This window comes from Nocardioides bigeumensis, assembly GCF_039531755.1.
GTDB classification, from domain to species: Bacteria; Actinomycetota; Actinomycetes; order Propionibacteriales; family Nocardioidaceae; genus Nocardioides; species Nocardioides bigeumensis.
Map to the genome: position 1 here is coordinate 524,156 of NZ_BAAAQQ010000011.1, position 17,398 is coordinate 541,553.

Annotated in this window: 19 protein-coding genes; 4 read left to right on the forward strand and 15 right to left on the reverse strand. The window is 70.2% G+C overall.

Annotation, left to right across the window (positions count from 1 at the left end):
* Positions 1-648, reverse strand: coding sequence for a L,D-transpeptidase (locus tag ABD295_RS11565; protein ID WP_344303870.1), 648 nt, complete (start codon positions 646-648; stop codon positions 1-3).
* Entirely contained in the window at positions 645-1,421 is a 777-nt protein-coding gene (locus ABD295_RS11570; protein WP_344303871.1) for a ParA family protein, read from the reverse strand. The genes ABD295_RS11565 and ABD295_RS11570 overlap by 4 nt, the downstream gene beginning before the upstream one ends.
* Here ABD295_RS11570 and ABD295_RS11575 point away from each other — a divergent pair.
* Positions 1,414-2,256 carry an SDR family NAD(P)-dependent oxidoreductase gene (locus tag ABD295_RS11575; protein WP_344303872.1) on the forward strand — a complete coding sequence of 281 codons (843 nt, stop codon included), beginning with the start codon at positions 1,414-1,416 and terminating at the stop codon, positions 2,254-2,256. The genes ABD295_RS11570 and ABD295_RS11575 overlap by 8 nt on opposite strands.
* 16 nt (positions 2,257-2,272) lie before the next feature.
* On the opposite strand, the gene ABD295_RS11580 is transcribed toward ABD295_RS11575, so the two are convergent.
* The 4 genes from ABD295_RS11580 to ABD295_RS11595 all read right to left on the reverse strand — a co-directional run bounded on the left by ABD295_RS11580 (position 2,273) and on the right by ABD295_RS11595 (position 4,370).
* A complete protein-coding gene (locus ABD295_RS11580) occupies positions 2,273-2,938 on the reverse strand; it encodes a DUF6758 family protein (RefSeq protein WP_344303873.1) in 666 nt (221 codons plus the stop codon).
* A 25-nt stretch (positions 2,939-2,963) separates the two neighbouring features.
* Positions 2,964-3,539 carry a histidine phosphatase family protein gene (locus ABD295_RS11585; RefSeq protein WP_344303874.1) on the reverse strand — a complete coding sequence of 192 codons (576 nt, stop codon included), beginning with the start codon at positions 3,537-3,539 and terminating at the stop codon, positions 2,964-2,966.
* Between the two features lie 26 nt (positions 3,540-3,565).
* On the reverse strand, positions 3,566-4,108 hold the full coding sequence (locus tag ABD295_RS11590; protein WP_344303875.1) for a MaoC family dehydratase: 543 nt from the start codon (positions 4,106-4,108) through the stop codon (positions 3,566-3,568).
* Between the two features lie 64 nt (positions 4,109-4,172).
* The gene (locus ABD295_RS11595) at positions 4,173-4,370 is read right to left on the reverse strand and encodes a DUF5302 domain-containing protein (RefSeq protein WP_344303876.1); all 198 of its coding nucleotides are present in this window, start codon (positions 4,368-4,370) and stop codon (positions 4,173-4,175) included.
* Positions 4,371-4,451: 81 nt separating this feature from the next.
* Between ABD295_RS11595 and ABD295_RS11600 the strand changes: the two genes are divergently transcribed.
* A complete protein-coding gene (locus ABD295_RS11600; protein ID WP_344303877.1) occupies positions 4,452-4,955 on the forward strand; it encodes a DUF6174 domain-containing protein in 504 nt (167 codons plus the stop codon).
* 4 nt (positions 4,956-4,959) lie between these two features.
* Here the strand turns inward: ABD295_RS11600 and ABD295_RS11605 are convergent, their stop codons facing one another.
* The 9 genes from ABD295_RS11605 to ABD295_RS11645 form a co-directional block, all read right to left on the reverse strand.
* Positions 4,960-6,159 carry an acyl-CoA dehydrogenase family protein gene (locus ABD295_RS11605; protein WP_344303878.1) on the reverse strand — a complete coding sequence of 400 codons (1,200 nt, stop codon included), beginning with the start codon at positions 6,157-6,159 and terminating at the stop codon, positions 4,960-4,962.
* A gap of 202 nt (positions 6,160-6,361) precedes the next feature.
* The gene (locus ABD295_RS11610) at positions 6,362-7,039 is read right to left on the reverse strand and encodes a DUF4245 family protein (RefSeq protein WP_344303879.1); all 678 of its coding nucleotides are present in this window, start codon (positions 7,037-7,039) and stop codon (positions 6,362-6,364) included.
* An 80-nt stretch (positions 7,040-7,119) separates the two neighbouring features.
* Positions 7,120-8,637: a phospholipase D-like domain-containing protein gene (locus ABD295_RS11615; RefSeq protein ID WP_344303880.1), complete on the reverse strand. Its 1,518-nt coding sequence runs from the start codon at positions 8,635-8,637 to the stop codon at positions 7,120-7,122.
* A 93-nt stretch (positions 8,638-8,730) separates the two neighbouring features.
* On the reverse strand, positions 8,731-9,675 hold the full coding sequence (locus tag ABD295_RS11620; protein WP_344303881.1) for a hypothetical protein: 945 nt from the start codon (positions 9,673-9,675) through the stop codon (positions 8,731-8,733).
* 83 nt (positions 9,676-9,758) lie between these two features.
* Positions 9,759-9,995 (reverse strand): DUF6752 domain-containing protein, encoded by a 237-nt coding sequence (locus ABD295_RS11625; RefSeq protein ID WP_344303882.1) that lies wholly within the window; start codon positions 9,993-9,995, stop codon positions 9,759-9,761.
* Entirely contained in the window at positions 9,992-11,584 is a 1,593-nt protein-coding gene (locus tag ABD295_RS11630; RefSeq protein ID WP_344303883.1) for a class I SAM-dependent methyltransferase, read from the reverse strand. The genes ABD295_RS11625 and ABD295_RS11630 overlap by 4 nt, the downstream gene beginning before the upstream one ends.
* A 33-nt stretch (positions 11,585-11,617) precedes the next feature.
* Entirely contained in the window at positions 11,618-12,877 is a 1,260-nt protein-coding gene (locus ABD295_RS11635) for a phospholipase D-like domain-containing protein (RefSeq protein ID WP_344303884.1), read from the reverse strand.
* A gap of 112 nt (positions 12,878-12,989) precedes the next feature.
* Positions 12,990-14,147, reverse strand: a complete 1,158-nt coding sequence (locus ABD295_RS11640; RefSeq protein WP_344303885.1) for an endonuclease/exonuclease/phosphatase family protein — start codon at positions 14,145-14,147, stop codon at positions 12,990-12,992.
* 213 nt (positions 14,148-14,360) lie between these two features.
* Positions 14,361-15,515: a hypothetical protein gene (locus ABD295_RS11645; RefSeq protein ID WP_344303886.1), complete on the reverse strand. Its 1,155-nt coding sequence runs from the start codon at positions 15,513-15,515 to the stop codon at positions 14,361-14,363.
* Between the two features lie 54 nt (positions 15,516-15,569).
* Here ABD295_RS11645 and ABD295_RS11650 point away from each other — a divergent pair, with 54 nt between their 5' ends.
* The gene (locus ABD295_RS11650; RefSeq protein WP_344303887.1) at positions 15,570-16,817 is read left to right on the forward strand and encodes a magnesium transporter MgtE N-terminal domain-containing protein; all 1,248 of its coding nucleotides are present in this window, start codon (positions 15,570-15,572) and stop codon (positions 16,815-16,817) included.
* Entirely contained in the window at positions 16,817-17,392 is a 576-nt protein-coding gene (locus tag ABD295_RS11655; RefSeq protein WP_344303888.1) for a DUF1003 domain-containing protein, read from the forward strand. The genes ABD295_RS11650 and ABD295_RS11655 overlap by 1 nt, the downstream gene beginning before the upstream one ends.
* Positions 17,393-17,398: the final 6 nt, after the last annotated feature.

Genomic DNA, 17,398 nt, shown 5'->3' on the forward strand with positions numbered 1-17,398 from the left:
TCAGGCGACGACGACGACCGTCGTCCCGAGCTCGGCGAAGTCCCACATCGCCTTGGCGTCCTTGGTGCGCTGCCTGATGCAGCCGTGCGAGGTGGGCGTGCCGAGCTGCCCGGGCGACTGCACCCGGTCGCCGTCCAGCACCGGGATGTCGTGGAAGCCGATGGCCGCGCCCGTGTCGCCGTACGCGAACCGGACGAACCACCTCATCGAGCCCGAGTCGAGGATGCCGGTGGCGTTCTCGGACCGGGAGTAGACCGTGTGGGTGCCCTGGTCGAGGTTGTCGTAGAGGCTGCCGGACACGAGGTAGGTGCGCTTGACCTCCCCGTTCTCCCCCACGAGCCAGACCCGCTGGCCGCCCTCGCTGAACACCACCCGACGGCCCTCACCGGAGTCGTGGGGCAGCATCCGGGCCGCGGCGTTGCGCTCCACCGAGCGGACGCCCAGGGCGGGGTTCGCGGGCTCGGGCGCCGCTGACTCCGACGGGTCGGCGGCGCGAGGCTTGTCGTCGGCGGCGACCGCGGGCGACTCGCCGTTCGGGATCACCCCGATGCCGCCGAGCACGGAGGTCAGCGTCACCACCAGCGCCGAGACCAGCAGCACGATGCGGCCGTAGCGGGGGCGTACGTCGTCGCGCCGGTGCGAGGTCATCGGCGCTTCCCCCTCCGGACCAGCGCCTCCGCGACCTCGCGGTAGGCCTTGGCGCCCTTGCTGGACCGACTCGTGCGCAGGATCGAGCGACCCTCCGCGGGCGCCTCCGCGAACTTGATGGTCTTGGGGATGGGCGGCTCGACGACCTCGAGGTCGTAGGTCTCGGAGATGGTCTCCAGCACCGTGCGGGCGTGGTTGGTGCGGCCGTCGTACAACGTCGGCAGCACGCCCCAGACCTCGAGGGAGCGGTTGGTGAAGCGGCGCACGTCGTGCACCGTGTCGAGCAGCTGACCCACCCCGCGGTGCGACAGCGTCTCGCACTGCAGCGGGATGAGGACACCGTCAGCGGCGGTCAGCGCGGCGACGGTCAGCACGCCCAGCGACGGTGGGCAGTCGAGCAGCACCCAGTCGTAGTCACGACCACCCGTGCGCAGGTCGTCGAGGACCGCCCTGAGCGCCTGCTCGCGTCCGGTGCGGGTCAGCAGCTCGGCCTCGGCCCTGGCCAGCTCGATGGTGGCCGGCATCAGGTCGACGCCGTCGTCGGTCGCGACGATCACCTCGGCCGGGTCGAGGCCCTTGGTGAGCACGTGGTGGACCGACAGCTCGAGGTCCTCGGGGTCGATCCCGAGCGAGAACGTCAGGCACGCCTGCGGGTCGAGGTCCACCAGGAGGACCGAATGCCCGAGCTCGGCCAGCGCGGCGCCGATCGACGCGACGCTGGTCGTCTTGGCGACGCCACCCTTCTGGTTGGCGACGGCGAGGGTGATGGACATCGGGATCATCATGCCGGACCCGGTCGCCGGTGACTGGCAGGACACAGGCATGCTGCACGGCATGGCTGAACGACTTCCCACGCCAGGAACCGCTCTGGTGACCGGCGGCACGGCCGGCATCGGCCTGGCCTTCGCCCACCGACTCGCGGCGCGAGGACACGACCTCGTGCTCGTCGCACGTGACGCGGCGCGCCAGGAGTCGGTCGCGGCCGAGCTGCGGGCGGCGTACGGCGTGGACGTGGAGGTCCTCGTCGCCGACCTGGCCGACCGCGAGCAGCTGGCGCGGGTCGAGCAGCGGCTGCGCGACCCCGAGCGCCCCGTCGAGCTGCTGGTCAACAACGCAGGCTTCGGGTTGAAGAAGCGCTTCCTCGACAACGACGTCGACACCGAGCAGGCGATGCTCGACGTGCTGGTCACCGCCGTGATGCGGCTGACCCACGCGGCGCTGGGCACGATGGTCGAACGTCGCTCGGGCGGGATCATCAACGTCTCCAGCGTCGCGGGCTACCTGCCGCGCGGTTCGTACGCCGCCGCCAAGGCGTACGTCACCAACCTGAGCCAGTGGGCCTCAGCCGAGTACAAGCCCGTCGGCGTCCGCGTCATGGCGCTGTGCCCGGGCTTCACCAAGACGGAGTTCCACGAGCGGATGAAGGTCAAGCGCGGCAGCGGCTTCATGTGGCTCGACGTCGACCGGCTCGTCGACGACGCGCTGCGCGACTTCGACAAGGGCCGGCCGATCTCGGTGCCCGGCCGGCACTACAAGGCGATCGTGACCGCCACCCGCTTCATCCCCGCGCGCGCCTTGCAGACCTATCAGTCCATCGGTCGCCGCTGACGGACCACCCGCTCGGCTACCAGACCGGTGGGGGGCCACCGAAGGGGATCTCGACCAGGGCCGGGCCGAAGGCGGAGACGTCGCGCAGGATCCAGTCGTCCTGCAGGAGCAGCAGCGCCGACGCCGGCCGCAGCACGATCCACAGCCACCGGCCGTAGGCCTCCCCCACCAGCACCGCCCGGTCGAAGTCGGCGTCGGCCTGGCTCGTCGAGACCGACCACAACGCCACCTCGTGGGAGCCGACGCGCACGTGCGCGGTCGGCGAACCCTCGCCCACCTCGGCGCCCGGGTGCGCCCCTCGGGTTCCCGCGCACCTGGCACCGATCCCCGTGCCCGGCTCCTCGGTCACCACGATCACGTCGACGGTCCCGTCGAGCTCGGAGGTGCCCGAGCAGCACGTCACCGTGGCCTCCACGAGCCCCGTCCCGCCGCCGACGACCCCGAAGTCCGTCACGTGCCAGCCGGGACTCATGGGCCACGGCAGGTAGGTCGGGAACGCCGCCGCGGTGGTCAGGTGCTCGGCGAAGGCGTCGTACGACGACGCGTCCGGCCGCCACAGTGGGCTCAGCACCCCGTGCTCGGGGCAGTGCCAGCGGCCGTCCACCTCGAGCCCCGGCGTCGTGCAGCGCGGGCAGCCCGCGGAAAGCGGGCCGACGGGTGTCCCGGGGTCGGCGTCTGGCACGGCTTCCAGGGTGCCCTAGGACGGGTCAGGAGTTCCAGCGCAACAGGACAGGGTTGTCCCGCTCGAAGCCGAGCACCGACACGGTCGCGGTGTCCAGGCGGAAGAACCTGCCCTCGTCGGGCGGCTGCTGGATCCAGCGCGCAGCGAACACCCGGAGGGCGTGCCCGTGCCCGAACAGCAGGGCCCGGCCGTCGACGCCGCGCACCCGCTCGATCACGCGGTCGAGCCGCGCCGCGACCTCCTCGGGCGTCTCCCCGCCCGGAACAGGGTGCTGCCACACCGTCCAACCCGGCACCGTCTCCCGGATCGTCGCGGTGGTGACGCCTTCGTACTCGCCGTACCCCCACTCGACGAGGTCCTCGTCGACCTCGGCGTCGGGGAACCCCGCGAGCTCTGCGGTACGCCGCGCGCGCTGGCGCGGACTGGTCAGCACGAGCGCGAAGTCGGTGCCCTCGAGCTTGGCCGGCAGGCCGCGGGCCACCTCCTCGCCGACGTCGGTCAGCGGCAGGTCGGTGGTCGACGTGTGGCGGCCGTCGCGGCTCCACTCCGTCTCGCCGTGCCGCACCAGCCAGACCTCTTGGGACCCTTCGTCGTCCGCCACGACCCGAACCTAGTGCACGCGTGCTCCTACGCCGGAGCCTCGCCCCCGCGGCCGGGCCAGTTCCGATCCGGCTGCGGCACCGGGCGACCGGGCTGCTCGCCGCCGCGGGCGTCCAGGTAGCTGTCCTTGGGCACCATCACCTTGCGGCGGAAGATGCACACGACCTTGCCGTCCTGGTTGTAGCCGATGGTCTCCACGTGCACGACGCCGCGGTCGTCCTTGGAGGTCGACTCCCACTTGTCGAGCACGGTCGTCTCGCCATAGAGCGTGTCGCCGTGGAAGGTGGGCGCGACGTGGCGCAGCGACTCGATCTCCAGGTTGGCGATCGCCTTGCCAGAGACGTCGGGGACGCTCATGCCGAGCAGGATCGAGTAGACGTAGTTGCCGACCACGACGTTCTTGCCGAACTGCGTGGTCTCCTCGGCGTAGTGGCTGTCGAGGTGCAACGGGTGGTGGTTCATGGTGAGCAGGCAGAACAGGTGGTCGTCGTACTCGGTGACCGTCTTGCCCGGCCAGTGCTTGTACGTCGCCCCGACCTCGAACTCCTCATAGCTGCGTCCGAACTGCATGGGGCACATCGTGCCGCCCCGGAGGTGTCCCGGTCAGCAACCAGTGGATCTTGTCACGCAGTTGCTAGGAGCCGCCGCCGCCCGCCTTGCGGCGGTGCATCTTGGGCGCGCTCCCCACGACCTCGGACCCGTGGGCCTTCTCCTTGGCCTGCCCGGCGGGGTTGATGCCGCCGTGCGACTTCTTCCGGTCGAGTGCCTCCCGCATCTTGGCCTTGAGGTCGTCCCTGGGATCTGGGCTGTTCGAGTCCTTGGCGTCCGGCATGCCTCCACCTTCGCAAACCCTCCCAAGCCGCGTCGAGGGATTTGCCGGGAACCGAGCCGAAGTCCCACTCGTCACATCCCCATGAAGCGACTCCTCGTCTCCCTCGCCGCGACGGTCGTGCTCGTCCTCAGCGGCTGCGGAGGGGCCTCCGACGACGACACCGCCACCGATCCGGACGCCTCGGGCGAGTCCGGTGCACCTCAGGAGTCGCCCTCGCCGGAACCGGAGATGATCGGCGACTACCCGGCGTACCCGCACGCGGACTACTCCTACGAGCTCGAGGTCCAGTGCTTCTGCCCCGTCGGCGGCCAGCCGATCCTGGTCACCGTCTCGGACGACAGGGTCACCGACGCGGTGTTCACCACGAAGGCGCCCGGCATCGAGAAGGGCAGTCAGGCCAAGGAGGACTGGCTGCGGCTGACCATCGACGACGTGCTGCGCGAGGCCGCGGACCCGTCGTACGACAAGGTCGAGGTGGAGTGGCCTGACGGCGCGGACCACCCCGACCGCGTGGCCATCGACCGGATCACCAACGCCATGGACGACGAGGTCACCTACGTCATCAGCAACGTGCAGCCGGCCTGATCGACTAGAGCTTGTAGTCCTCGAGCAGCCTGCGGCCGATGATCATCCGCTGGATGTCGGCGGTGCCCTCGCCGATCAGCAGCATCGGCGCCTCACGGTAGAGCCGCTCGATCTCGTACTCCTTCGAGAAGCCGTAGCCGCCGTGGATGCGGAAGGAGTCCTGGACGACCTCCGCGCAGTACTCGGAGGCGAGGTACTTGGCCATGCCGGCCTCGAGGTCGTTGCGCTCGCCCTTGTCCTTCAAGCGCGCGGCCCGGACCATCATCGCGTGCGCCGCCTCGACCTTGGTGGCCATCTCCGCGAGCCGGAAGAGCACGGCCTGGTGCTCGGCGATCTTCTTGCCGAAGGTCTCGCGGGTCTGGGCGTAGGCGACGCCGAGCTCGAAGGCACGGTTGGCGACACCGCAGCCGCGGGCGGCCACGTTGACGCGGCCGACCTCGACGCCGTCCATCATCTGGTAGAAGCCGCGCCCCGGCTGGCCGCCGAGGATCTGCTCGGCGGAGATCCGGTGGCCCTCGAACACCATCTCGGTGGTGTCGACGCCCTTGTAGCCCATCTTCTCGATCTTGCCGGGGATGGTGACCCCCTGCGCGGTCTCGCCGAAGCCGGACTCCTTCTCGACCAGGAAGGTCGTCATCTTCTTGTAGACCGACGCGCCCTCCTCGGCGTCCTCGTCGGTGCGCACGAGCACGGCGACCAGGTTGGCGGAGCCGCCGTTGGTCAACCACATCTTCTGACCAGTGATCTCGTAGCCGTCGCCGGTCTTGACGGCCTTGGTCTTGATCGCGGCCACGTCCGAGCCACAGCCGGGCTCCGACATCGAGAACGCGCCCCGCACCTCGCCCTCGGCCATCCTCGGCAGGTACTTCTGCTTCTGCTCCTCTGTGCCGTGCTGCAGCAGCATGTGGGCCACGATGAAGTGGGTGTTGATGATGCCGCTCACGCTCATCCAGCCGCGTGCGATCTCCTCCACGGCCAGGGCGTACGTCAGCAGCGACTCGCCCAGCCCGCCGTACTCCTCCGGGATCGTCAGCCCGAACACGCCCAGCTCCTTGAGACCCTCGACTATCTCTGCGGGGTACTCGTCGGCGTGCTCGAGCTCGGTGGCCACGGGGAGGATCTTGGCCTCCACGAACTGCCGCACAGCCTTGAGGATCTCGGTCTGGTCGTCGGTGAGACCGTCGGTCTGGCAGAGCCGGCCCATGTGGATTTCTCCTTCAGCGAGTGTCGCCAGAACGCTACCCGGCGGTCACTCCGCGCGAACCTGCTCGCGCGTATGGGAAGCACCACATGGGACGAAGCCGCGTCGTGGCGTGTCGAGACAGGTGACGAGCAGCGGGCCGCGTCCTGTCGTGCTGAGACTGGGTGAGATGCCTGCGGCCCGCACTGGGAGCGGGTGGTCTCGCTCAGCCGTCCATGCCGCCGACGGGCGCGTTCTCCGCGGTGACCAGGGACTTGGCGAGCTCCTCGAGCGACGCCTGGTCAGAGCCGACGAGCAGGACGGTGGAGTCCTCGAGCGCGAAGCTGAGACCGGCCCTGGAGCCCGTCCATGCCTGCCACTCCCCGGTGCCCCACTTGCGGAGATCGACCACGCCGGACTGGGTGGCGTCCGCGCCCACGTGCTCCGTGGCGAGCGCCTCGGCGTCGGCCTGCTCCTGGATCAGGAGCACCTCGCCGGAGGGTGCGGTGAGGTTCATGTTCCACGTCATCGCCTGCTTGTCGAAGCTGCCCGAGACGACGCTCCACCCGTCGGGGGCCACTCCCGGCACCATGGCCGCGAGGCCGGCGGCGCTGGCCTTCACCGCGTCGCGCTGCCACTTCTCGTCCAGGCTGGCGTCGTCGGAGGTGTCGGCCTCGGTGGGCTCGCCGGAGCCTTCGGTGCCGGCCGACGGCTCGGCCCCCGCAGGGGTGGAGCCGCTGGGCGAGTCATCGTCGCCGAGAACCTGGGTGGCCACCACGATCCCGGCGAGCACGATCATCACGACGGCGAACCCGCCGAGAACAGCGCCGCTGCGCCTGCGCGAACGCGGAGCCGGGTCGGTTGCGCTCGTGAGGTGCTCGTCCGTGGGCTGTTGAATGGCCATGCCCTATTCTCCCCCTGCCGTCAATGGTCCGTGCGGTTTCGACGGCTCAGGTGGTCGAGTGGTTCCCTCGGCAGCCGATCTCAGTCGTCTTCCCACGTGGGCCCGGCGCCGACGTAGCCGTCAGGCTCGACCGTGACCGTCTTGCGCGGGACGATGGTGCTGACCATCCGGCCGTTGACCTCGCTGAAGACGCGCCAGTTGCTGTACGTCGTGGTGTAGGCGTCGCGCGAGTGCGGCGGCTTCCACATGAAGTTCCAGTTCTTGAGGTACTTGTCGACGGTCTTGGTGCCGCGGATGGTGAAGATGATCTCGTCCTGGGGGGTGCCGAGGCTGGCCCAGTTGGACGAGCCGGTGAAGACGATGTCCGTCGCAGGGTTGTTCATCCACGAGCCGCGGATCACGAGGTACTTCTGGTGCGTGTAGCGCTCGACCTCCTCCAGCGGGTCCTCTTCCTTGTCCGGGTCGAGGTCGAAGCCGGTCGAGCGCAGCGGGATCCGGCCTCGAGGGGTCGGGGCGCCGATCTTGCCCTTGGTGTAGAAGCCCATCAGGCCGTACTGCACCTTGAAGTCGCAGCCCTCGGCGTACATGTTGCGGATCTTGTCGGCGATGTAGTCACCACGGTTGCCTCGCATGGTGTGCATCGAGAGCCGCAGGATCGTGCGCTTGGTCTCGCCCGTCACGGGGTCGGCGTAGGTGCACTGCACGTTGTTGAGGATCTGCATGATCACGTCGTCGGCCTGCGTCGAGACCTTCGGGAAGACCCAGTTGTAGTGCTTGTTGGTGGCCAGGTCGCAGACCGGGCTGGTGTCGCAGAACTCGTACGGCGGCTGGCGCACGTCGTAGTCCTTGCGCATGTCGTTGAACAGGTCGACGAAGTATTGGTAGAGCACCGGCTGCTCGCGCCCGGTCCACAGGTCGTTCCACTGCCACCGCACCGCGTTGAGCGTCATGTTGTGAGAGCCCAGCATCACGACGTTCTCGCTCTTGCCGGTCTTGGAGAAGAGGTAGAACTTCGAGTGGAGGTTGTTGTACTCCGTCTTCTGCGCCCGGCAGCCCGAGTCGCAGCGGTAGAGGAAGTTGGCCTTCTTGGTCTTGCGACCCAGGACGGCCGCGATCTTCCGCTGGGCGAACGGCACGATGTGGTCGTTGAGCAGCACCTGGACCTTGACGCCGCGCTTGTGGGCGCGGATCAGCGCGTCGGCGACCTGGATGCGGTCCAGGGAGTAGGCCGAGATGCGGATGCGCTCGCCCTTCTTCACGTGGTTGATCGCCTTGAGGATGTGCCGCTCGATGCGGAAGCGCGCCTCGGGCGGACCCATCGGGTTGTTGAAGAGGGGGCCCTTCTTCGGCCGGTACCTCTTCTTCGGCTCCTTCGGGTCCTTGTCCTTCGGGTCGGCCTGCGTCGCCTCGACGGTCTGATCGGAGACGTCGGACTGGTCGCTGGTGTCGGACGCCGAGGACTGGTCGCCGGTGTCGGACGCGGAGGACTGGTCGTCGGTCACGCCGAAGGACGCGGGGTGCGCTGGCAGCAGCACGGCGAGGAAGCTCACGAAGAGCAGTCCGGCCAGCGTTCGGCCAAGGCGATTGATCAACAGCATGTGTGTGCGTTCTCCGAAGGTAGGGGCGACCAGCGGAGACGCCGGCCGGCGGGTGGTGTGCTCACCGCGTGAAAGTCTTGACACCGGGGCTGCTCAGACCCGATTGCGGATGTCGGTCAGCATCATACCGACCAGTCCGCCCGCAGCCCGCATCAACTCGTCCTCGGTGACGGTGTCCAGGCGGCGCCCGGAGCGGGTTTCGGGGCGCGGTCGCAGACCGTCAAGGTCACCGACGACGGTGTAGCCGCGGGAGCTGATGTGATCGATGGCACGCAGGCTCCGACGCGCGCAGGCGTCGAATTGTTCGTCGGTGAGGGCGACTCGTTCGCCCGACTGTCCGGCCAGCTTCTGCTCGGCGAGGTAGCCACGGATCCACACGCCACGGTCGACCGGCGAGGAGAAGCCCTCGATCCCGGTGTTCAGCCGGCGGAGCAGCTCTGTCTGCACAGCGCCCAAGGTCGCGTTGACCGGCCGCTCCGGCGGCGTGAACGCGGCCGCGTCGACGTCGAGCACCTGCGCGAAGTTCTCCCAGTGGCGGCGGGGGCCCTGGCTGCGGTCCGGCACGGGGAGCACGTGCACGTGCTCGGGGCGGAGGCTGCCGGCCCAGCGACCGAGCACCTGACGCAGCCCCCACGCGCGCCAGCTGAACTCGACTCCCCCACCGCGGGCGCCGCCCAGCAGCTCGTCGAGGGTGACCGAGCTGCCGTTCTTGACCGCCTCCTGCCAGCCCGACAGCAGCATGCTGCCCGCGTCGCGCGCGGTGACCACGAGGTGCACCTCGGCGTCGGGGAAGGTCGACACCGCCCGCTGGGCCTGCTTCTTGCTCGCCGTGCAGAAGAACTCGTGGGTGAGCAGCACGGTGTCGTCATGGCGCTGCGCCTCGCTGACCAGCCGCTTCCACGCACCGGACGCACGCGGGTCGCGGCGGTCCAGGCGCCGGCCCTGCAGGTCCAGGGCCGCCCACAGGTGCTCGCGGTGCCCCGACCCGGGCAGCAGGATGCCGCTGCGGCGCAGCTGTCGAGCACCGTCCCAGAGCACCGTCTGGAGGTAGGTCGTCCCGGTCTTGGGCAGGCCGATGTGGAAGAAGACCCTGCGCGGTCCGGCGCGGCCCGACCGGCCGCTCAGAAGAACTCCGCGCGGTACTTGTCGAGCAGCCGCCGCAACGTCTCCTCGTCACGGGCCTCGACGGGCAGCAGGAGCTCGGTGACGATGTCGGTCAGCTCCGCGAGCCGGACGTTGAGCGCGCGACACTCCTGCACCTCCCGCTCGAGGGCCGCCACGCGGCGGCGCAGCTCGGAGTCGGTCCCGGGGATGCCGCGGTCCCACAGGGTCTTCGCCTTCTTGACGGTCGCCTTCATGGTCGGCCTTCCTGCTCGGGGGACTTGTCGACGGGCTGGTCGACGGTTCTGTCGAAGCGGGCCACCACCCGGCACACGCGCGCCGCCCGCGGGTGGTCGCTGACGTCGTACAGGTGCTCGCTCTCGATGGTGGCACCTGCGGCGGCCAGCTCGCCGAGCACCTCGCGACGTCGCCGCCTCTTGCGGACACCCGCGTCCTTGGCGTAGCCGTCCTTGCCGCGGCGCACCAGGAACTCGACGTGGAGCCGGCCGTCGGTGCCGGCCAGCATCATCCTGGCGGCCCGCCAGGTCTGCTGGCGACCGCGGGCGGTCAGCGACTCGACCAGGTGCCGGACCACCACCACGCGCGGACCCGGAAGGCGTGCCGCCCAGGCCGAGACGGCCAGCAGCTGGCGCGTCTCGAGGACGTTGAGCTGCTGGAACTCGACCAACGGGTCCTCAGCGGTCTCGCGCGCGACGTCCGCGTAGCCGCGCGGCACCGCGTCCAGGCCCACGGCCCGGCGGCCCTGCGACGCGACGAAGCGGACGTCCTCGCCCCGGCCGCAGCCGAGGTCGACGTACGTCGCGAACCCACCGCCGTCGATGACCTCGCGGGCCAGGGACGAGGGCTCGCGGAGCCGGCGCCGGTGCGGCTTGGAGTAGTAGCGGTCCCAGTGCGCCCGGCCCACCCGCATGCCCCGGAACCAGCCGTCGAAACGGCGGATCGTGGAGGCGGGCGTGCTGAAGCGGAACGCCGGGTCCGGCGAGCGCCACCCGGCGCCGTAGGCCAGGGTCAGGAAGCGGTCGGGGTCGGCGGCGACGGGGAACGGGCGGCCCGAGAGGTACGCCGTCGTCGTGGGGTAGATCCACTCGCGCCGGAACGGCGTCGCGACCTCGCCCATGAGGTAGAGCACGCCCTCGCGCATGAACCCGGCGAACACGTCCAGCCCGCGGTCGTGCCCGTCGGTCTCGCGCACGTGCACCTTGAAGGCGCCACCGGAGTAGCGGGTGACCGGAAAGCCCAGCTCGGTGAGCCGGCGCTGCAGCCGGAACGACTCGCGCATGACGTCGACGGGGTGGTCGTGGGTGCTGACGTAGCCGAGGTCGGCGTCGGAGTCGTGGCCCAGCACCTGGCCCTCGCGCACCGCACCGAGGGCCGTGCCGTAGGCGAGGAAAGGGTCGACCCCGGCGGCCTCCAGTGCCTTGAGGACCTCCTCGATCGCGTTGAGCAGGGGTGCGATCTGCTCGTCGCTGCGGGTCTCGAAGGTCCGCACGAGCTTGCCCGACTTGTCGATGCTCAGCGGCTCGCCACCCGGCGCCGTGACGCTGATCCGGCTCGCGCCGGCACCGAACCGCACGGTGTCGCGGTGCAGGACGTCGTGGGTGTCGCTGTCGACGAGGGCGATCGACGCCACGCCGTCGAGGTACTTGAGCAGCGGTGCGGGCCACGGCACGAACCAGCGGCCGCGTTCGAACGAGCCGTCGCGGTGCAGCCAGAACGACCAGACCCGCCGGTCGTCGAAGGTGACGTCCACGACCACCTCGCGCGGGCTGAACGCGCGCACGCCGTCGGTCCCGACCGAGGCGTGGCTCAGCCGAAGGAACCTCACCGCGCCATGATAGTCAGCGGCGCGGCTGAGGGTTCAGCCACGCAGCCAGAGGTTCTCGAAGCCGGCGACGTACTGCGCGCCGATGGCCTCGTCGCTGATCGTCACGACCATGTCGTCACGGGTCAGGGCCACGTCGCTCCAGTTGCTCGAGCCGGTCACCACCCGCGTGGTCTGCGGGTCGGCGTCGAACCCGCCCGAGACGATCAGCAGCTTCTGGTGCGTGCGGATGCCCGGGTGCGTGCCCGTCGAGACGGGGATCAGGGCGCTCTCCAGGATCGACCGGACGAACGGTCCGTAACCGACACCCAGCACGACACGGACCGCGCAGCCCGCGGTGGCGAGCTCGGCGACCTTGATGGCCAGCGTGCGGCCCCGGACGTCGTTCCAGGCGTGGGCCGAGATGAGGATCTGGGTGGGCACCATGACGCCCGGCGTCGGCGTGTAGGGGTCGATCTCCTCCGACGGCACCAGGCATCGCACCCGGCTGAGGATGTTCATGATCGGATCGGGGGTGACCAGCGGGTCCATCGGCGTGAACTGGATCTCGGCCGTCGGCGTCGCGCGCATCATGTAGCTCGGGTCGACGGGGACGTCGTTCTTGAGCTGGTCGAACCAGCGGGCGAACGCGGTGTAGAACACCTTGTCGCCGACGGAGGTGTAGAGGTCGTTCCACTGCCTGTCGGCGTTGTAGCGGGTGAGGTTCACCGAGCCGACCATCGTGATGAACTGCGCCGTGCCGGCCTTCTTGAAGGAGAAGTACTTGGCGTGCATCTGGCCCTTGACGCCCCGGCAGCTGTTGGCGCAGATCACCGCATAGCTCGGCCGGCTGACGTCGGCGCCGAGGATGCCCTGGAGGCGGCGCATCGGGGAGTAGATGTTCTCCCCGGCGAAGACGAGCTTGAGGCGGACACCGCGCTGGTACGCCGCCACGAGCGCGTCGGCGACGTCGGGGTGGGCGAACGAGAAGACCGCCATCTTGATCACCGAGTGCGGCGGCGCGGAGTTGATGGTCTTGATGATGTGGTTGATGATCCGGCCGCGTGCCCACACCCCGCCCGTGGGGTCGTTGAAGGTGGCGCCCGTGACGGGCGTGTAGTTGCCCCGCACCCGGGAGGCCTTGACGCCCACACCCGCCTTGGTCATGCCGGCCTTCGGGGCGGCCTTGGCGAGGGGGGCGGTGGCGAGCGCGACCGTGCCCGAGGCCACCGGCTCCTGCACGGCGCCGGCGCTCGGCACCAGCAGCAGGGCGCTGAGCAGGGACAAAGGGGCCAAGGCGCGCACGAGCGTCTGCATGAAAGGGGCCTTTCGGGGAAGAAAGTGGGAGTCAGACTGACAACTTCCGTCCCCTATGTCACACCAGTCACACGGGTGCGGCAAGCGGAATCGTGTCATGACAACGGTGTAATTACCTGAGCGGACTCAGCCTCCGGGGGGCCGGCTGCAGGCTCTTCGCCTCCGCGCGACGCTCGCGGGAGAAGATCCGGTGCTGCTGCAGCCTCATCCTCCTGGCCTGCTTGGGGGTCAGCTCCGGGGCGAGGTAGACGTCGGCCCTGACGACGGGGTGGTCGGTCATCCGCGGCACCGGCGCACCCCGGTCGGCGTAGTAGTTGGAGAACGCGAGGTCCTCACTGCCGAAGATCCAGTCGACCTGCATGGCCGACGGAGGAGCACAAGCGGAGCCGGTCGAGCCACCGTTGGCCGCCACCAGATCGGTCTGGCCGGTCATCGAGCAGAAGACGCCGGCGCGATCGTTGAAGTCGCCGGTGAAGATCACCGGAAGGCCCGTCTCCGAGCGCAACCGGTTGGCCAGGCCGATCTGGATCCCCATCCCGACGGCCCGCCACCGGCCGTTGTTGCCGAGGTTGGGGGTGTCGGCGGGGTTGTGGAAGTTGGCGAACCAGATCTGGCGGCCCGACGCGTTGTTCTGGAGGCGGACGTAGGGCATCTGGATGTAGCCGCCGCCGGCGTACGGCACGCCGACGCTCTGGGCCTCGACCAGGGTCCAGCTGTTGGTGTTCCAGGCGATGGAGAAGCGGATCGACTTGGGTCCGAGCTCGCGCCCCGGCCACACGGCGTACTCCGGCGCCAGTGCGCTGAACGTGGAGTACTGCGGGTCCTCGAACTCCTGAAAGCCGACGACGTCCGCGCCGATGGCGCGCAGGTAGCCGACGCCGGTGGCCATCCGGCTCCCGCCGGAGGCGAAGCCTCTGTGGGACCCGCCCCCGACCGTGTGCGACGCGCCGAGGACGTTGTAGGACGCCACGCGGAAGCTGGTCGGAACCAGCATGGAGGAGATCCGCTCGGCCAGCCTGGCCTTGCGGCGCAGCTGGTCGTGGTGGAGCCGGCGCTGGCGGGCCTTCTCGCGTCGCTCCGCCGCCGTCATCTTGGCGGGGGGCAGCACGTCGACGTCGGGGCCGGTGCGGCGCGGCTCCCGGGGCGTCGACGGCGCCGCGGCGGTGCCGATCTGTTCGGGCGGGATCACGCCGTCGAGCGGGAGCCGATCGGGCTGGGCGATCACGATCACCGAGGTGGTGAGCACGACCAGGCCGGCGATCGCGGACACGACCAGCAGGCGTCGTCTCGTGCGTCCCTGCAGGGTGCGCCCCTGCGGGCGGGCGTGACGACCCTGCCTCGAGTCACCGAACCTCGCCACAGACGCCTCTCAACGCGCACACGATCACTTACTGGCACTTACTGGCACTTACTGGCACTTACTGGGGAAGACATCAGGGTAGCCGGACCACGCCTCGTCGGCCCAACGAACGCCGGACGAGCGTCAGCCTCGTCCGCGGTCGCGCGCGGCCCGCCACCCGGACCTGCGCGTCACCGTCCCGGACCTCGGAGGCGGTGCCTCCGGCGGGGCCGCCGAGGGCAGTGGGAAGCGCTGCAGCACCTCGGCCAGCGCGCCCGACGTCACCTCGAGGAGCGCGGACTCGTCCACGTCGTCCGGGTGCGGCGTGCCGTCGGGAGGCGGCAGCGGACGGAGGTCGCCCAGGTCGCCGCTCACGGGATGGCCGGCAGCGCGGACCGTCGCGGACCACCGGTCGGTCGCCTCGGACAGGAGCGGGACCAGGGCGGCAGGCGTACGAGGTCGCTCGCCGTGCCGGCGGGCCAGGGCGTCCTCGGCCAGCACCCTCTTGACGATCTGCGAGTACGCCGGCTGGGGGATGCTGCCCGCGAGCGCGGCGTTCACACGCCGCAGGACGGCGATCTCCGCTCGCCCGAGAGAGGCGTTGACCGCGTTGGGCGGCACCCGCCCGGGATCGACGGCGTCGGCGGGTACGCCGGCCGCGTCGGCGAACCGGTGCCAGAGCTTGGAAGGCGCCGCACCCGGGGGCGGGCACACCACGAGGTGCACGCGCTCGAACGGGACGGCGGTCGACCATCGGCCCAGCGCCGCGGCGAAGTCCTGCGCGTGCCAGAAGTGCGGCCGCTCGGCCCCGGCGCGCACCAGGTCTTCGGACAGGTCGGCGCGGAACTGGTCGCGCTCGAAGTCGGCGAAGGAGCGCACGTCCCCGAGCTTGACCTCCTCCTGCCAGTGCGCGGTCGCCTGCCGCCCGAGGTCGCGCGCGGTGACGACGACGTGGACCTCGAGCCCCTCGAGCGGTGTCAGCGCCGCGGCGATCTCGTCCTCGTCGGCGCCGCCCAGGATCTCGTGGCTGATGATCGTGGTGCCGTTGTGCTCGCGAGCGCGGGCACACAGGGCGGCCCAGCTGCCCTCGATGGCGTCCTGGTCGAGCCCGAACTTCTCGTGGCTGCCGCGCACCTCGACGGCCGCGTGGAACATCCCACCCGGTCGCAGGAACGGGTAGAGCACGCCGCGTTCGCGCAGCGAGTCGCGGTGCTCGGCGAGGAGTCCCTGCAGGTAGGTCGTCCCGGTCTTGGGGAGGCCCACGTGCAGCACCACCCGCTGACCCGAAGCCGTTGCCACGGGCCCATCGTGTCACCCGATCGGGAAGCGACCGGAAAGGTAGCGTGTGCGGACGTGAGCACCACCCCCACGCGCGTCTTCGCGGCCCGGCTCGTCGGGCTGCCGATCTTCGACCCGCAAGGCGACCAGGTCGGCAAGGTGCGCGACCTCGTGGTGTCCCTCCGGGGAGCGACCCGCGCGCCGCGGGTTCTCGGGCTCGTCGGCGAGGTCTTCGGTCGACGCCGCATCTTCGTGCCGATGACGCGCGTGACGCACGTGGACAGCGGGCAGGTCTACACGACCGGGCTGCTGAACATGCGCAGGTTCGAGCAGCGCCCCACCGAGACGCTCGTGGTCGGCCAGATGTTCGACCGCACGGTCACCATCCGCTCGTCGCGGGTGACCGGCACGGTCTTCGACGTGGCCATGGAGCAGGCCCGCAACCGCGACTGGGTGCTGAGCCGCGTGGCCCTGCAGGAGCCCGCCAAGGGTCTGCGCCGTCGTGGGCAGACCCACGTGGCGGAGTGGGACGACGTCGACGGCTTCGCCACCAAGGAGGAGACCCAGGGAGCCACCCACTTCCTCGCCGCCCTGAACGAGATGAAGCCGGCCGACGCCGCCAACGTGATCCGCGACCTGCCGCGGGATCGGCGCTCCCAGGTGGTGGCCGCCCTGGACGACGAGCGGCTGGCCGACGTCCTCGAGGAGCTGCCGGAGGAGGACCAGGTCGAGATCCTCGCGCACCTCGAGGCCGAGCGGGCCGCCGACGTCCTCGAGGAGATGTCGCCGGACGATGCAGCCGACCTGATCGCCGACCTGCCTCCCGACGTCGCCGCCGCGCTTCTCGAGCTGATGGAGCCCGAGGAGCGCGAGGACGTGCGCCGGCTGATGGAGTACGGCGAGGAGACCGCCGGCGGCATGATGACGCCCGAGCCGGTGATCCTGCCCCCCGACGCCACCGTCGCGGAGGCCCTCGCGCACGTGCGCCGCGAGGAGCTGCCGACCTCGCTGGCCGCGCAGGTCTACGTGTGCCGGCCTCCCCTGGAGACGCCGACCGGCCGGCTGCTCGGACTCGCCCACATCCAGCGACTGCTGCGCGAGCCGCCCTCGACGCTCGTCGCTGGGATGCTCGACAAGGAGACGACCTACATCAAGGCCGACGCGTCGCTCCAGGACGTCGCCGTGCACCTGGCCTTCTACAACCTCACCGCGGCGCCCGTCGTCGACGACGAGGGCCGCCTGCTCGGCGCGGTCACCGTCGACGACCTGCTCGACCACCTGCTGCCCGACGGCTGGCGCGACCGCAAGACCGGGAGCTGGTGATGGCGGACGAGCGACCTCGCGGCAACCGGCTGGACACCCCGGTCGAGTCGCGCCGCGCGCTGATCGTGCGGCCGTCGTACGACAGCGACACCTTCGGGGTCTTCGCCGAGCAGTTCGCCCGCTTCATGGGCACCGCACGGTTCCTCGTCTACATGACGCTCTTCGTCCTGGTCTGGGTCGGCTGGAACGCCGTGGTCCCCGACGACTGGAAGTGGGACGCCTACCCCTTCATCTTCCTCACCCTGATGCTCAGCCTGCAGGCGTCGTACGCCGCTCCGCTGATCCTCCTCGCGCAGAACCGGCAGGAGTTCCGGGACAAGGTCGTGGCGGAGCAGGACCGGCAGGCCAACACCCGCGCCCACGCGGACATGGAGTTCCTGGCCCGCGAGGTGGCCTCGCTGCGGATGGCGATGGGCGAGGTCGCCACCCGCGACTTCCTCCGCTCGGAGCTGCGCTCGCTGCTCGCCGAGCTCGAGGACGCACGGGACAAGACCGAGGGTTCTGCGGACGACCCTGCCCACCACGGGGTCTCGCCGGCCGGTGCCGAAGCGAAGGATCCTGGCCCGCCCGCCTAGACTTCT

Bases quoted from the DNA above. Each gene is read 5' to 3' on its own strand.
- ABD295_RS11595 (WP_344303876.1), bottom strand. From the start codon at position 4,370: ATGCCGGACGCCAAGGACTCGAACAGCCCAGATCCCAGGGACGACCTC.
- ABD295_RS11610 (WP_344303879.1), bottom strand. From the start codon at position 7,039: ATGGCCATTCAACAGCCCACGGACGAGCACCTCACGAGCGCAACCGAC.
- ABD295_RS11600 (WP_344303877.1), top strand. From the start codon at position 4,452: ATGAAGCGACTCCTCGTCTCCCTCGCCGCGACGGTCGTGCTCGTCCTC.
- ABD295_RS11590 (WP_344303875.1), bottom strand. From the start codon at position 4,108: ATGCAGTTCGGACGCAGCTATGAGGAGTTCGAGGTCGGGGCGACGTAC.
- ABD295_RS11655 (WP_344303888.1), top strand. From the start codon at position 16,817: ATGGCGGACGAGCGACCTCGCGGCAACCGGCTGGACACCCCGGTCGAG.
- ABD295_RS11615 (WP_344303880.1), bottom strand. From the start codon at position 8,637: ATGCTGTTGATCAATCGCCTTGGCCGAACGCTGGCCGGACTGCTCTTC.
- ABD295_RS11625 (WP_344303882.1), bottom strand. From the start codon at position 9,995: ATGAAGGCGACCGTCAAGAAGGCGAAGACCCTGTGGGACCGCGGCATC.
- ABD295_RS11565 (WP_344303870.1), bottom strand. From the start codon at position 648: ATGACCTCGCACCGGCGCGACGACGTACGCCCCCGCTACGGCCGCATC.
- ABD295_RS11575 (WP_344303872.1), top strand. From the start codon at position 1,414: ATGGACATCGGGATCATCATGCCGGACCCGGTCGCCGGTGACTGGCAG.
- ABD295_RS11635 (WP_344303884.1), bottom strand. From the start codon at position 12,877: ATGCAGACGCTCGTGCGCGCCTTGGCCCCTTTGTCCCTGCTCAGCGCC.
- ABD295_RS11570 (WP_344303871.1), bottom strand. From the start codon at position 1,421: ATGTCCATCACCCTCGCCGTCGCCAACCAGAAGGGTGGCGTCGCCAAG.
- ABD295_RS11605 (WP_344303878.1), bottom strand. From the start codon at position 6,159: ATGGGCCGGCTCTGCCAGACCGACGGTCTCACCGACGACCAGACCGAG.